This is a genomic window from Rhodococcus sp. DMU2021, from assembly GCF_019641445.1.
GTDB lineage: Bacteria > Actinomycetota > Actinomycetes > Mycobacteriales > Mycobacteriaceae > Rhodococcus > Rhodococcus pyridinivorans.
In genome coordinates this window covers 85,282-99,638 of sequence record NZ_JAIFKB010000012.1, presented here as the reverse complement: position 1 = coordinate 99,638, position 14,357 = coordinate 85,282, and the positions used below count along the sequence as shown (strand labels likewise).

Genomic DNA, 14,357 nt, shown 5'->3' with positions numbered 1-14,357 from the left:
TCGGCACCGATCGCACTGCCGTGTCGCGGATAGACTGCCGGGTATGTTCTTCGGCTGGCGGAACGGCGCGGCGGTGTTCGTCGTCCTCATGTCCTGGCTCGTCGCCGCGGTCGTTCCGGTCACCGCGGTCTCCACCGGCGACACCGCCGGATTGCTCCTAGGCCTGCTGGTGGTGGTCGTCGCAGCACTCGCGTTCGTCGGCGCCGCGGAGGATCCGCTGTTCGCCTTCGGTCGCAGCATCCGGGGCCCGACCTCCGAGGAACGACGTCTGCGCGGCGGGTTCCGCCGCCACTCCCACCCCGACACCGCCGGACGGCCACGTCCGCGCTCACCCGGTTCCGTCCTCGCCCTCGACACTCCGTCCGACGAGGAACACCGGGAGATTTTCCATGTTCGATCCCTATCCGCACGGCACACCCGCCGTGTCCGTCCGCAACGCCCACCGCTCGTTCGGTGACCTGACCGTCTTCACCGGGGTGAACGTCGACGTCGCCCCCGGCCGATGTTGCGCCGTGATCGGCGCGAACGGCACCGGCAAGTCCACCCTGCTCGGATGCGTCGTCGGCGTCGACCGACTCGACGAGGGCGTTGTCGAGATCCACGGCGTCCCCGTCGACGAGAGCTCGCCGACGCTGCGACGGCAGGTCGCCGCAGTCCTCGGCGACGTGGCGACATTCGCGCATCTCACCGCGCACGAACACCTGCAACTCGTCGCCACCGGTCACGGCGTGACCGACCCGTTCGACGCGGCGACACAGGTCCTCGAGACGGTCGGTCTCGCCGCGTCGGCCGATCGACTGCCGCTGACCTTCTCGAGCGGGCAACGCCGCCGGCTCGCGCTGGCCTCCGCGCTGGTACGGCCCCGGCGGTTGCTCGTCCTCGACGAACCCGAACAGCATCTCGACGACGCCGGTCGCCGGTGGCTGGCGTCCACACTGGAAGCCGAGAAGCGCGCGGGCGGCACCGTGCTGATGGTCTCGCACGATGTCGCGCTGGTGGACGCGGTCGCCGACCAGGTGGTGGAGGCGGACCGATGGAGCTGACCGGAACCGTCCCCAGCGCGCGCGACCTCCGCGCGCTCCGTCACGCCTTCGAGCGCCGGCGCGCGCCGCTGGTGGATCGTCCGGCCCTCGCTGTGCTGGTCGTCCTCGGCTTGTATGTCGGCGGGGGACTGGCGTGGTGGTTGTTCTCCCTTCCGGCGACGACCTTCGCGTGCGGGGACCCGATCGTGCGCGATTCGGGGTGCACCTCGGCGTGGGGATGGGCCGTCGTCGCGATCGCGGTCGCTGCGGGGACGGCGTCCACCCGGGCCGCAGGTCCGGTGACGTGCGGTACCGAGACGGAGTTCTGGCTGCTGTCCACACCGGTGGATCGCGGTGCGGCACTCCGCCCGAGAGTCGCGGCGCTCCTGATCTGCGGTGCAATCGCGGGTGCTCTCGCGGGACGGTTCGCGACGTTCGTGACCACCCCGGAGGGGCGCGTCGCGTTCACATGTCTCGCTGCCGCTCTCGGTGTCGGTGCCGTCGCCCTTCCGATGCTCGTGCAGTGCCGGGTACTCGTGCCCGCGGTCGTGCGGGTCGTGGTCGGGCTGTGCCTCGTCGCCGTTCCGGGCGTGGTGACGGTCGCCGCCGTCGGCGTCGCGGTGCCACCGCCGGGACCGTTGTTCGTGGTGGGGGCGTGGATCGCCGTTGCGGCACCGGCGGTCTCGGCGTTGCGTCGATGCGACAGGATCGCTGCACCGGAGTGGAGGGTGGGATCGGACACCGCGGTCGGTGTGTCGGCGTCGTTCACGGCACTCGATCCTTCGCTGCTGACAGGCGTGGTCGAACGGAAGGCCTGGTTGCGCATCGGATCCCGCCGCTCGCGGGCCCTGCCGCGCCGCCGGATCGCGGCACTCGTCCGTTCCGATCTGCTCCGCCATGTCCGTAGGCCCACACCCGTGCTCGTCGCGTGCGTGGCGCTGCTCGGCGTCGTGGTGCTGATGTCGGTCGTATCGCCGCCCGCCGCTGTCGTGGTGCAGCTCGTCGCCGTCTTCACCGTGGCGACGATCTTCGGTGCGGGTCTGCGCGACGTGAGCCGCGATCCCGATTTCGCCGTCCTGCTCGGTACGAGCGACACGTATCTGCGTCGCGCACTCTCGGCCGTCCCGGGGTCGGCCGCGGTCGTCGCCGGTGCCGTGACGGGATTCGCCGGGAGTGCGTCGGTGGCGAGCGTCGTGATCGTCATCGTCGGTGGGTGCGCGGCCGCCTATCGGATGCGCACGCGACCTCCGATCGGGTACGACGGTCTGATCCTCGAGACGGCCGTCGGGCAGATTCCGGTCGATCTGCTCCGGCAGTGGGCGCGGGGACCGGACCTACTCGTCGTCTGCGCGTGGCTCGCCGCCGTGCTCGCCTGAGCCCGGCGGGAACCGGTGTCGAGCACGGGTGAGATCGATCCGGTCGCCGGAGATCGGGACGCCCTCGAGTTCGAGACGCGCGAGTTGCCGGCGCGCGAGGTGCGAGGCCGGTCGCCCGGACGCCGGGACCACGCGGTGCCACGGCAGGTCGGCGGAATCGGTCCGCATGATCCATCCGACGGTGCGTGCACTCGACAGGCCCGCGGCACCGGCGATGTCGCCGTAGGTCGCGACCCGGCCTGCGGGCACGGAGGCCACGAGTTCGCGGACCCGCTCGATCTGCTCGTCCGTGGTGACCACCGGCTACACCATCCGGGCCACGAGTTCGGCGGTCTCGGCGGGACGCGCCTGGTCGATCATGTGGTCGCAGTCGAATTCGAGCAGGGTCAGGTCGTCGCCGAGTCGTTCCGCCAGGTCGCGACGGAAATTTGACGTGGTGTACGGGGGTTGCACCTTCCCGGCCTGCACGAAGATCGTCGGGATACCGGCCGGCGGCAGGACGGGTCCGCGGGCCAGCTCGCCCCACGAGGTCACCAGCGCAGGTACGCAGATCCGCCAGTTGACACGCCCCGAGTCGAGTTCGACGAGGTGCTCGGCGATCTCCTCGTCGAGCAACTCGGGGGCCACCTCGCCCCAGTCGCCGTGGACCTTCTCGGCCCGCGCCTCCGCCTCGTCCGTGTAGTCGGGGTTGTGGAGGGTGAGGTCGGCGATCTCGAGCATCCGGTCGGCCGGGAGGCCGATCGCCGGATCGAGGAGTACCAGCGCCCGCACCCTGTCGGGCACCGCGGCGGCGAGATGCAGCGCGAGGGCACCACCGAAGGAGTGGCCCACCACGGTGACGGGACCGGTGGTGTGTGCGTCCAGCACGGCCTTCAGGTCGGCGATGTGCGCCTCGCACGACCACGGGGGAGTCCACGGCGACCGGCCGTGACCCCGGAGGTCCGGAGCGACGAACCGCAGGTGGGGCAGGTGTCGTTCGGCAAGGTTCCGCCAGCGTCGGCCGTGACCGGTGAGTCCGTGCAGGGCGAGGACCTCCGGTCCGTCGACGGGGCCGAACAGATGGGTGTGCAGAAGATCCGTGGCACTCACGCCGACCACTATCCCAGTCGTGACTCCGCGGTGTGCCCCGGACGCTGTCGTACCCGTCTGGTGGGATGGGGTCATGCTCGACCTCGATACCGGCATCCCCGACCTGCACCCACCACGGGCGCAGGTCACCGACCTGCCCGCCACCGTCTCGCGCATGTCCGAACCGCAGATCCCCGATCGCGTCCGCCGCCCGGCCGCGCGCCTCGTGCGCAGGTCCGCCGAGGCGCCGGTGGCCCGCGAGTGGCCCGACAACGTGCGCGTGCTGTTCGACGACGCCCCGCCCTCCCTCCGCTGGCGGCCGTGGCAGGTCCTCGGCGGTCCCGGCACGGGCAAGACGTCCCTGCTGGTCGACCTCGCGGTCCACCGCATCGCCTCCGGCGCCGATCCCGAGTCGGTGCTCATCCTCACGCATTCGCGGCGGGCCGCCACCGCCGTGCGCGAGGCGATCACGGCCGGTCTGATCGCGCTCGGCGACGGCGCAGTGCCCCGCGCCACACGCGAGCCGCTCGTCCGTACCGTCCACTCCTACGCCTTCGCGGTGCTGCGGTTGCAGGCCTCGGCGCACGGCAATCCGCCGCCCCGTCTGATCACCGGCGCCGAACAGGACGCCGTGCTGCGCGAACTGCTGCGCGGCGACATCGATGACGGCGCCGGGATGTGGCCCGAGCGGTTGCGTCCGGCACTGGGCATGACGGGCTTCGCCGTCGAACTGCGCGACCTGATGTTGCGCGCCAACGAGCGCGGTCTCGGCCCGGAGGATCTGGTCGCGCTCGGGGAGCGCCGCAATCGGCCCGAATGGGTCGCGGCCGGGCGTTTCGCGGAGCGCTACGAGCAGGTGATGCTGCTTCGCGGTGCCGTCGGTCTCGAAGCTCCGGAGGCCACCGCTCCGGCACTCGACGCGGCCGAACTCGTCGGCGCGGCGCTCGCGGCGTTCGCGACCGATCCCGATCTGCTGGCCGCCGAGCGCGGCCGCATCCGCCACCTGCTCGTCGACGACGCCCAGCATCTCGATCCGCAGGCCGCCGACCTGGTCCGCGTGATCGGTACCGGCACCCGCACGAGCACGATCGCCGGCGACCCCGATCAGGCCGTCTTCGGCTTCCGTGGCGCCGACACCTCCTTCCTCGAGAGCCTCGGCGAGGCCGACGGATCGCGCCGCATCGTGTTGGGTGTCAACCATCGTGCCGCTCCCGAGGTGGCGTCCCTCGCCGACGGGATCACCCGCAGACTGCCGGGCCTGCCGCCGCACCGGGGTATGGCCGGGCACCGCGTCGAGGAGGGCGATCCGGGGCAGGTCCGCGTGGCGGTGTGCTCGTCGCAGGCCAAGGAGGCGGCACTGGTCGCCGACACCCTGCGCCGGTCCCATCTCGTCGACGGTGTGCCGTGGTCGCGCATGGCGATCGTTGTCCGGTCCGTGCCGCGGGTACTCGCGCCGCTGCGTCGCGCGCTGCTCGCGGCGGGCGTCCCGATGACGACCGCCGCCTCCGAACTCCCGCTGGCCCGCCAGCACAGCGTCGCGGGACTGCTGCTCGTGCTGCGCGCGGTATCCGACAGTGGCTTCGGCGGGGACGAAGCACTTGCCCTGCTGTCCGGGCCCATCGGCGGTGCCGAACCGGTCGCGCTGCGGAGACTGCGGCGTGGTCTGCGGCGGGTCGAGCTAGCATCGGGCAACGACCGCGACTCCGCCGAACTGCTGCGCATCCTGCTCACCGAGGGCGACGACACCGCCGGGAACTCGCATCTGATCCGCGGGCTGACCGACGTCGAGGCGGCACCGCTGAGGAAGGTGCTCGGTGTGCTGCGCAAGGCCCGCTCGGCGGCGCTGCGCGGGGGCGGTCTCGAGGACGTGCTGTGGGAGGCATGGCAGGCCACCGGACTCGAACGGCGATGGGCCGCCGCGTCGGCCTGGGGTGGGCCGATCGGGGCGCAGGCCGACCGCGATCTCGACGGCGTCGTGGCTCTGTTCGACGCCGCCGCCGACTACGTCGACCGTCTGCCCCGCGCACACATCGCCGGGTTCGTCGACTATCTCACCGAGCAGGAGATCCCTGCGACGGCTCGCACCCGTGTCGCCGCCGAATCCGAAGCGGTCACGGTCGTCAGCGCGCACTCCGCCGCCGGTCGCGAATGGGACGTCGTGGTGGTCGCCGGTGTCCAGGAAGGGCTGTGGCCGAGCCTGCGCGCCCGCGGCACCCTGCTCGGCATCGAGGCCCTGATCGACGCGGTCTCCGGTGCCGACGGCGGCGACGAGGCCGGTGCGCGGCTCTCCCGCACCGCACCGCTGCTCGCCGAGGAGCGACGCCTGTTCCTCGTGGCGTGCAGTCGCGCCCGCACCCACCTTCTGGTGACCGCCGTCGATTCGGTGAGCGGCGACAGCGAACTGGTCCGGTCCCGTTTCGTCGACGAACTGCGCGGTGTCGGCACCGACGACCTCGACGCGCCCGACGACCTCCTGGCCGAACCGGTGCCCGACGAGGTCCGCACCCGCGTGCTGGCCCTGCCCGCCCTCGTCGCCGAACTGCGCAGCGTGGTCTGCGATCCCGAGATCGCCGAGACCGAACCCGAACGACAGCAGCGAGCCGCCCAGCAACTCGCGCGGCTCGCGCGCGCCGGGGTGCGCGGCGCCCACCCCGACGACTGGTACGGCACGGCCGATCCCAGCACCGCCGACCCGCTGTGGGATCCCGACGACGACGCGGTGCGATTGTCGCCGTCCACGGTCGAACAGCTCACGACGTGTCCACTGCGGTGGATGTTCGAGCGCCACGGCGGTTCCGACGGCGAGAACAGCCATGCCGTCACCGGCACGCTGGTACATACCCTCGTCCAGGCGCTCGCCGGGCGGATCCCTCCCGACCGCATCGACCAGGCCCTCGAGAAGGCATGGGACTCGGTCGATCTGGGTGCCGAATGGTATGCCCGCCGCGAGCTCGAACGCACCCGCCGCATGCTCGACACCTTCTCGACGTGGCTGCAGGGCACACGCGGAGAGCTCACCGAGATCGGCGTCGAGATCAAGGTCGACGGCATCCTCGAACCCGATTCCGACGACAAGCCCCGCGTGCGGCTCCGTGGTCGCATCGACCGGCTCGAACGCGACGCCGAGGGCCGCCCGGTCGTCATCGACGTCAAGACCGCGAAGAACCCGGTGTCGAAGGACGCCGCGCGCGATCATGCCCAGCTCGCCGCCTACCAGGTGGCCGCGGCGGCCGGCGCGATCGAGGGCGAACCGGCATCGGAGCCCGGTGGCGCGCGCCTGGTCTTCGTGGCGAAGCCGCACAACAAGGAAGGCGCGACGCAGCGCGTGCAACCGCCCCTCGACGAGGACGGTCTCGCGCAGTGGCGGGAGATCATCCACGACGCGGCGGCCGCGACCCGTGGCCCCCGCTTCGTTGCGAGGGTCAACGACGGGTGCCGGCACTGCCCGGTGCTGTCGAGCTGCCCGGCACACGACGAAGGCAGGCAGGTGACAGGGGAATGAGTGCACCACGGGTGAGCGCGAAGCGCCTGGCGGAGGCACTGGGACAGTTGCCGCCGACGACCGAGCAGGCCGCCGTCATCGAGGCCCCGCCCGGCCCGATGCTGGTCGTCGCCGGGGCCGGTGCCGGCAAGACCGAGACGATGGCCGCGCGGGTGGTGTGGCTCGTCGCCAACGGTCTCGTCGAACCCGAGCAGGTGCTGGGCCTGACCTTCACGCGTAAGGCCGCGCAGCAGCTCACGGCCCGCATCCGGGCGCGCCTGGCCAAGCTCGCCGGATCGGCGCTCCTGCGCGACCTCGATCCGAGCGGCGGGTTGCGCGCACGGATCCTCGGCAGCGAACCCGAGGTGAGCACATACCACGCATACGCCGGTCGCCTGCTCACCGAGCACGGTCTGCTGCTGCCCATCGAACCGTCGGCGACGCTGCTGTCCGAGACCGAGCTGTGGCAGGTCGCGCACCGCGTGGTCAGCTCGTGGGACGGCGAACTCGACACCGACCGCAATCCCGCATCGGTGACCGAGGCCGTTCTCGCCCTGTCCGGCCAGCTCTCCGAGCACCTCGTCGAGCCGGATCTGCTGCGCGACGCCCACGTCGAACTCGAACAGCTGGTGCACACCCTCCCGCCCGGCCCGGGGCAGCGCGGAGCACCGTCGAAGACGCTGCTCGGCTACCTCGAGACCCAGCACGCGCGGTTGCAGTTGCTTCCGCTCGTCGAACGGCTGTCCGAGACACTGCGTCGCGAAGGTGCTCTCGACTTCGGGAGCCAGATGTCGCTCGCCGCGCGGGTCGCCCGCGATCACCGCGAGGTGGGAGCCGGGGAGCGGGAACGATTCCGGGCTGTGCTGCTCGACGAGTACCAGGACACCGGGCACGCCCAGCGCGTGTTACTCGCCGCCCTGTTCGGCGGTGGCGCCGATCCCGGTCTCGCGGTCACCGCGGTCGGCGATCCCATGCAGTCCATCTACGGCTGGCGCGGCGCGTCGGCCGCCAACCTGCCGCGGTTCGCGACCGACTTCCCGGCGGCCGACGGCGAGCCGGCACCCACCCGCGAACTGCTCACCAGCTGGCGCAATCCGCCGCAGGCCCTCGAACTGGCGAACGTCTCGTCCGAACCTCTGCGCGATCGCGGGGTGTCGGTCAGCCGGTTGCGTCCCCGCCCCGACGCGGCCGCCGGCGACGTCCGCCTCGCGTTGCACTCCGACGTCGCGGTGGAACGCGACTGGGTCGCCGACCGGATCGCCGACGAGTACGCCGCCGCCCGCGAGGCCGGACGCACACCGCCGACCGCTGCGGTCCTCGTCCGGCGCAACGCCGACGCCGCTCCGATCGCCGAGGCGCTGCGCGCCCGCGACCTTCCGGTCGAGGTCGTCGGCATCGGCGGGTTGCTGCACACGCCCGAAGTCGCCGACGTGCTCGCGATGTTGCGCCTGGCGGCGGATCCGCTGGCCGGGAGCGCAGCTGTGCGGGTGCTCACCGGCGCCCGCTGGCAGCTCGGTGCCGCCGACCTGAAGGCACTGTGGGAGCGCGCCCAGGAACTGGCCATCGCGGGACGCTGGGGTGTCGCCGGGGCGGTGACCGATCCCGACGCGCTCGAGGACGCCCTCGATTCGGCGCTGCCCGGTGAATATGCCGACCAGGCCGGTCTCGCTGATGCGATCTCCGATCCCGGCGACAGCAGCCGCTATTCGAAGTTCGGCTACGCGCGCATCGTCGCGCTCGGTCGCGAGCTGACCTCCCTGCGCGAGCGGCTCGGCCAGCCGCTCACCGAACTCGTCGCCGAGGTCGAGCGTGTGCTCGGTATCGGCATCGAGACCGAGGCCCGCGTGGGCCGCCGACGCGGTGTCGCCGGCCGCGAGCATCTCGACGCCTTCGCCTCGGTCGTCGCGTCCTACGCGGGGCGGACCAACGCGACCCTGCCCGGTTTGCTGTCCTATCTCGCGGCGGCGGAGGAGATCGAGCAGGGGCTCGCGCCCGGTGAGGTGGAAGTCGACCCCGACCGCGTGCAGGTCCTCACCGTCCACTCCGCGAAAGGCCTCGAATGGGAGGTCGTCGCCGTCCCACATGTCGCTGCCGGGGTCTTCCCATCCTCCACCGCCGCCGCGACCTGGCTCGGTTCGACGACCGAACTTCCCCCGCACTTGCGGGGCGACCGGGTGCTGCCCGCCGACGATCCGGGCAGCACCGACGGTGTGCCCGTGCTCGAGCTCGACGACCTCTCCGATCGCAAGATGCTCGAGCGGGCCATCGACTCCCACAAGGACGCGCTCAAGCGCCGCAAGCTCGACGAGGACCGTCGGCTGTTCTACGTCGCTCTCACCCGCACCGAACGAACACTGTTCGTCTCCGCCCACCACTGGGCAGACACCGGATCCGAACCGAAGGGACCCTCGCAGTTCCTCGAGGAACTGCACGAGATCGTCACGGCCCGGCCCGAACTCGGTGCGATCGACCACTGGGCTCCGGAACCCGAACCGGAGGAGGAGAACCCGCTCACGGCCTCACCGCGCAGCGCACTGTGGCCGCGCGACCCGCTCGGTGCCCGGCGCACCGAGGTCGAACGCGGCGCGGCACTGGTCCTCGCCGAGTTCGACCGGACCGACCTCCCGACCGAATACGACGACGATCCCGACGAGTGGGCCACCGACGTCGATGCGCTCCTGGCCGAACGCGAACAGCGCGCCGAGCAGAGCGCCGAGGTGGTGCTGCCCGCACAGCTGTCAGTCAGCCAACTCGTCGATCTCGCCACCGATCCCGACGCCCTCGCCGCGCGTCTGCGTCGTCCGTTGCCGTTCCGGCCCAATCCGCTCGCGCGTCGCGGCACTGCCTTCCACGCGTGGCTCGAGCGCAGATTCGGCGCGACGCGCCTGCTCGACCTCGACGAGCTTCCCGGTGCCGACGACGAGGACGGCGACGATTCGCACTTCGACCGGCTCCAGGAGGCATTCCTGCGGTCGAAGTGGGCGTCGCGCAACCCCGTCGAGGTCGAGGTGCCGTTCGAAACGGCCCTGGGCGGCACCGTGATCCGCGGACGTATCGACGCCGTCTTCGAGGATCCGGACGGCGGTTGGACGGTCATCGACTGGAAGACCGGCGCCGAACCGGAAGGCGAGAAGCTCGCCGCGGTGGGTGTGCAGCTCGCCGCCTACCGGCTCGCCTGGGCCCAGTTGATGGCAGCGCGGACCGAGCGGCTCACCGGCCGACCGGCCGAACTGCCGCTGCACAAGGTCCGAGCGGCCTTCCACTACGTCCGCACCGGACGCACCGTCGCGCCCGAGGAACTGCCGAATGCGGCGATGCTCGAACGCCTCGTGCTCGAGGCGGGGAATCTGCGAGGGCGTGCCGACGGCGAGTGACGCAACCTCAGGGGCGCTGCCCGATACCGGTGGCCACTTCGTGTGCCCGGCGTCCGGCAGTATCGGGTGCAAGGGGAGCGGTGGGCATCCCGGCTCCCTCCCGCAGTCCCGACAGGAATTCCTCGAGGATCTCGGGCGGCGAATACTGCGGTTCCCAGCCCAGTTCTGTGCGGGCGCGCGTGCTGTCGAGCAATGGAAGTTGCAACACGGTGTCGAGCAGGCCGGGGGAGGCCGGAACGAGATGCGCGTGCCAGGCCGCCCGCACGGCCTTGCGGAGTGCTGCACGCGGTACGGGGATCTTCCTGGCGGAGAACATCTCTGCCAGGAACGCGCCGTCCACGGGCGGTTCCGTGGCGAGGTTGAACGCGCCGCGGACGGGCCGGACGGTCGCACGGACGAAGGCGTCGGCCACGTCGCTCGTGTGCAGTACCTGGGCACGCAGATCCTCGACCAGCGGCATCACGGGGAGCAGTCCGCTGCGCAGCAGGTTTCCCGGGAGCAGGGGGCCGACGAACAGGCGTCGCTGTGAGGTCGCCGATTCGCGCTTGAAGAGGAAGTAGGGCCGCATCCGTACGATGCGCATCTCCGGCGCCCGCAGTTCGAGGGTGTCGAGAAAACGTTCCAGATACGACTTCTCGCGGGGATAGGCGGCACCCGGCCACCCATGTGTGGGCCAGTCCTCGGTGACGCGATCCGTCGAGCGTCCGGGCGAATAGGCCGCGACCGACGACGAGTAGATCAGCGCGGGAACCTTCTCCGCGGCAGCCGCCTCGAAGACAGAGATCGCGCCGAGCACATTGTTCTCCCAGGTCACCTCCGGGCGGTGCGTGGGTTGGAACAGCCAGGACAGGTGGATCACCGCGTCCGCGCCCCGCACGATGGGGCGGAAGTCGTCGGTGGTGGTGTCGGCGACCGTGAAGGTCGCCTTGGGGGACGTCCATTCCGTCGGTCGTCGCGCGACGCCGACGATCTCGGCGACGTCGGGTTCGCGTCCGAGCGCCTCGACGATCCCGGTTCCCAGATTTCCGGTCGCGCCGACGACGACCACCTTCAGACCACGTGCGGTGTCCATACCGACGCATACCCGCTCGCTGTGACCTCACTCACCGCGTGTGGTCAGCTCAGCGGGAGGATGTGCGGCGGACCTTCAGTGCCTCGGTGACGAGCGGGACCTGCAGCGGAAGCCGGGCGAGCGACACCGCCTTGGCGGCGGGGGAGAGCTTCGGGCTGCGCAGCCACGTCACGGCCATCTGCACGTTGGCGGGGAAGACCGCCAGGAACAGCGCCGCGGCCAGGGAACCGCCGAGGCGCCGGGTGCGGGGCACGGCGAGCGCGCCGGCGACGGCGATCTCCGCGACCCCCGAGGCGTAGGTGTAGGTGCGGGCATCACCCGGCAGGGCGCGGGGCACCATGCCGTCGAACGGTTCCGGTCGCACGAAGTGCAGGACCCCCACGCCGAGAAGTAGACCTGCCAGCCGGATCGCAGAGCGCTGCGACGCTTTCGTGGACATGCGTGCCACACTAGCGCGCGGCGGTACGCTGCGATCCGGTACCGGGCGCAGTTCGTTCGGTACCGCGACGACCGAGGGTGGCCACCAGTGGAGGCCGACAGCAGGAAGGTGGGACACCGCGATGCCCGGGAGGTTGCGTGCGCGGTTCAGCCGCTCCGATCAGCTCACCGAGCGCCCCGACTTCGCGCTCGTCGGTGTGCTGCGCGTACCCCAGGAACAGACGAGTCCCGGACTCGCGATCGCGCGTCGCATCGGCTACGCGTTCGCGGCGCTGTTCCTCGCGGTCGTCGTGGTCTACCTCGATCGCGATGGCTACCGCGACGCCCAGGGCGACGAACTGTCGCTGCTGGACTGCGTCTACTACGCCACGGTCTCGCTCTCGACCACCGGCTACGGCGACATCACCCCGTTCACACCCGAAGCGCGCCTGATCAACATCTTGCTGATCACCCCGCTCCGGGTGTTCTTCCTCATCGTGCTCGTCGGTACCACTCTGTCGGCACTGACCGAGAGTTCCCGGCAAGCATTCAAGATCCAGCGTTGGAGGCGCCGCGTGCGTAATCACACCGTCGTCATCGGTTACGGCACCAAGGGCCGTACCGCAGTCGACGCGATGCTCGGCGACGGGGTACCCCCGTCCGAGATCGTCGTGGTCGACACCGATCCGGTGGTTCTCGAGTCCGCGGCCGGCCAGGGCCTCGTGACGGTCCAGGGTTCGGCGACGAAGTCCGATGTGCTCCGGCTCGCCGGGGTGCAGCACGCGTCGGCGGTGATCGTCGCCGCGAACCGCGACGACACCGCGGTGCTCGTGACCCTCAGCGCCCGCGAGATCGCCCCGCGCGCGAAGATCGTCGCCGCCATCCGCGAGTCGGAGAACACCCACCTGCTGCGTCAGTCCGGTGCCGACTCGGTGGTCATCTCGTCGGAGACGGCGGGGCGACTGCTCGGCATCGCCACGACCACGCCGAACGTTGTCGAGATGATCGAGGACCTGCTCACCCCGGAAGCCGGGTTCGCCATCACCGAACGCGATGTCGACCCCAGCGAGGTCGGGGGATCCCCGCGGCATCTCAAGGACATCGTGCTCGCCGTCGTCCGCGACGGGCGGATGTGGCGGATCGGTTCGCCCGAGGTCGACGCGCTCGAAGCGAACGACAAACTGCTCTACATCCGGCTGGTGGGTTCGTCGCCGGGCGCCATGCGTGGCTAGGGTGCTGATGTGACCGGTTTCGCTTTGTCGGGTACCCCGCTGCTCTCACGTACCGTCGTCGACCGGGCGGAGGAACTGCGTTCGGACGAGGACGCCCTGCGCGCCGGCTGGGCCGGTGCGAAACTCCTGCGGGTCGATCGTCGCAACCAGGTCCGTGTCTCCGACAACGCGCTCGTGCTCGGTGAGGCGTCCGAGCTCGGTCCCGAACCGGTCGAGGGCGCGATCTTCCTGGGTATCCGCGACGGACACCACGTCTGGGCGTCTCGCGTCCTGGCGCAGACGGGCACGGTGGCCGATCTGCGGCGCATCGGCGAGCGTCTCGACGATGCCGACGCCGATCTGATGGTCAGCGCGGTCGCGTTGCTGAACTGGCACGACAACGCCGGCTACAGCGCGGTCGACGGCTCGCCCACCCGTCCGACGATGTCCGGCTGGTCGCGGATCAGCACCGAGACCGGACACCAGGAGTTCCCTCGCACCGACCCGGCGATCATCTGCCTCGTACACGACGGACACGACCGGGTGCTGCTCGCCCGGCAACCGGTGTGGCCCGAGCGGCGCTTCTCCGTTCTCGCAGGCTTCGTCGAAGCCGGTGAGTCGCTCGAATCGTGCGTGGTGCGGGAGATCCGTGAAGAGGTCGGTGTCGAGGTGCGCGACGTGCGGTATCTCGGCAGTCAGCCCTGGCCGTTCCCTCGATCGCTCATGCTCGGATTCGCGGCGATCGCCGATCCCGAGCAGGCGCTGGACTTCCGCGACGGGGAGATCACCGAGGCGCGGTGGTTCACTCGTGACGAGGTCCGTGCGGCGCTGGCGACTGGCGACTGGGCGTCCGCCGAGGACGCCCCGCTGTTGTTGCCCGGTTCGATCTCCATTGCGCGCGGGATGCTCGAGGGCTGGGCCAAGGAGTAGCAGTCCGTGCGGTAGAGGGCACTGCGGTAGAGGGCACTGCGGTAGAGGGCACTGCGGTAGAGGGCACAGGATCGAGTCGGGCCCGGACACGGGAGAGGCCGGCCGCGACGAACGCGACCGGCCTTACCGGAAGAGCGGGAGCTACAGACCCAGAGCGCGCTGGACCTCGGCGAGCGACGGGTTGGTCGCGGTGCTGCCGTCGGCGAACTTGACGGTGGGCACCACGTGGTTGCCGTTGTTGACGCTGCCGACGAACTCCGCGGCGGCCGGATCCGACTCGATGTCGATCTCGGCGTATGGGATGCCGTTCTGGTCGAGCTGGGTCTTCAGCCGCCTGCAGTAACCGCACCAGGTGGTGGAGTAGACGGTGAGGGCGGGTGCGTCGGTGGGCGTCATGTCTTCGAGA

The 14,357-nt window shown here is 71.0% G+C and carries 12 protein-coding genes; 7 read left to right on the top strand and 5 right to left on the bottom strand.

The window, feature by feature from the left end:
- Positions 1-43: 43 nt before the first annotated feature.
- From K3M35_RS17090 to K3M35_RS17080, 3 genes are read left to right on the top strand one after another with little or no spacing between them, the layout of a single operon-like run.
- Positions 44-457 (top strand): DUF6412 domain-containing protein, encoded by a 414-nt coding sequence (locus K3M35_RS17090; protein ID WP_006550255.1) that lies wholly within the window; start codon positions 44-46, stop codon positions 455-457.
- Positions 390-1,043 (top strand): ABC transporter ATP-binding protein, encoded by a 654-nt coding sequence (locus K3M35_RS17085; protein ID WP_006550256.1) that lies wholly within the window; start codon positions 390-392, stop codon positions 1,041-1,043. Before K3M35_RS17090 ends, K3M35_RS17085 begins: the two co-directional genes overlap by 68 nt.
- On the top strand, positions 1,034-2,398 hold the full coding sequence (locus K3M35_RS17080; RefSeq protein ID WP_220666771.1) for a DUF6297 family protein: 1,365 nt from the start codon (positions 1,034-1,036) through the stop codon (positions 2,396-2,398). Before K3M35_RS17085 ends, K3M35_RS17080 begins: the two co-directional genes overlap by 10 nt.
- Here the strand turns inward: K3M35_RS17080 and K3M35_RS17075 are convergent.
- Together K3M35_RS17075 and K3M35_RS17070 are read right to left on the bottom strand one after the other, a co-directional pair.
- Entirely contained in the window at positions 2,357-2,698 is a 342-nt protein-coding gene (locus tag K3M35_RS17075) for an MGMT family protein (RefSeq protein WP_006550258.1), read from the bottom strand. The genes K3M35_RS17080 and K3M35_RS17075 overlap by 42 nt on opposite strands.
- A 3-nt stretch (positions 2,699-2,701) precedes the next feature.
- A complete protein-coding gene (locus K3M35_RS17070; RefSeq protein WP_006550259.1) occupies positions 2,702-3,487 on the bottom strand; it encodes an alpha/beta fold hydrolase in 786 nt (261 codons plus the stop codon).
- Between the two features lie 154 nt (positions 3,488-3,641).
- Here K3M35_RS17070 and K3M35_RS17065 point away from each other — a divergent pair, with 154 nt between their 5' ends.
- Complete coding sequence (locus K3M35_RS17065) at positions 3,642-6,968, top strand: ATP-dependent DNA helicase (RefSeq protein ID WP_220666788.1); 3,327 nt, start codon at positions 3,642-3,644, stop codon at positions 6,966-6,968.
- Positions 6,965-10,321 (top strand): ATP-dependent helicase, encoded by a 3,357-nt coding sequence (locus tag K3M35_RS17060; protein WP_071935395.1) that lies wholly within the window; start codon positions 6,965-6,967, stop codon positions 10,319-10,321. The genes K3M35_RS17065 and K3M35_RS17060 overlap by 4 nt, the downstream gene beginning before the upstream one ends.
- Before the next feature lie 7 nt (positions 10,322-10,328).
- Here K3M35_RS17060 and K3M35_RS17055 read toward each other — a convergent pair whose 3' ends face one another.
- A complete protein-coding gene (locus tag K3M35_RS17055; RefSeq protein WP_019288469.1) occupies positions 10,329-11,393 on the bottom strand; it encodes an NAD-dependent epimerase/dehydratase family protein in 1,065 nt (354 codons plus the stop codon).
- 49 nt (positions 11,394-11,442) lie between these two features.
- Entirely contained in the window at positions 11,443-11,832 is a 390-nt protein-coding gene (locus tag K3M35_RS17050; protein ID WP_033097208.1) for a MauE/DoxX family redox-associated membrane protein, read from the bottom strand.
- A 121-nt stretch (positions 11,833-11,953) separates the two neighbouring features.
- Between K3M35_RS17050 and K3M35_RS17045 the strand changes: the two genes are divergently transcribed.
- Both K3M35_RS17045 and nudC read left to right on the top strand, forming a co-directional pair.
- The gene (locus K3M35_RS17045; protein WP_006550264.1) at positions 11,954-13,042 is read left to right on the top strand and encodes a TrkA family potassium uptake protein; all 1,089 of its coding nucleotides are present in this window, start codon (positions 11,954-11,956) and stop codon (positions 13,040-13,042) included.
- 9 nt (positions 13,043-13,051) lie between these two features.
- Entirely contained in the window at positions 13,052-13,951 is a 900-nt protein-coding gene (gene nudC, locus K3M35_RS17040) for an NAD(+) diphosphatase (protein ID WP_006550265.1), read from the top strand.
- Positions 13,952-14,092: 141 nt separating this feature from the next.
- On the opposite strand, the gene K3M35_RS17035 is transcribed toward nudC, so the two are convergent.
- Positions 14,093-14,347, bottom strand: coding sequence for a mycoredoxin (locus tag K3M35_RS17035; protein ID WP_024101470.1), 255 nt, complete (start codon positions 14,345-14,347; stop codon positions 14,093-14,095).
- Between the last annotated feature and the right edge of the window lie 10 nt (positions 14,348-14,357).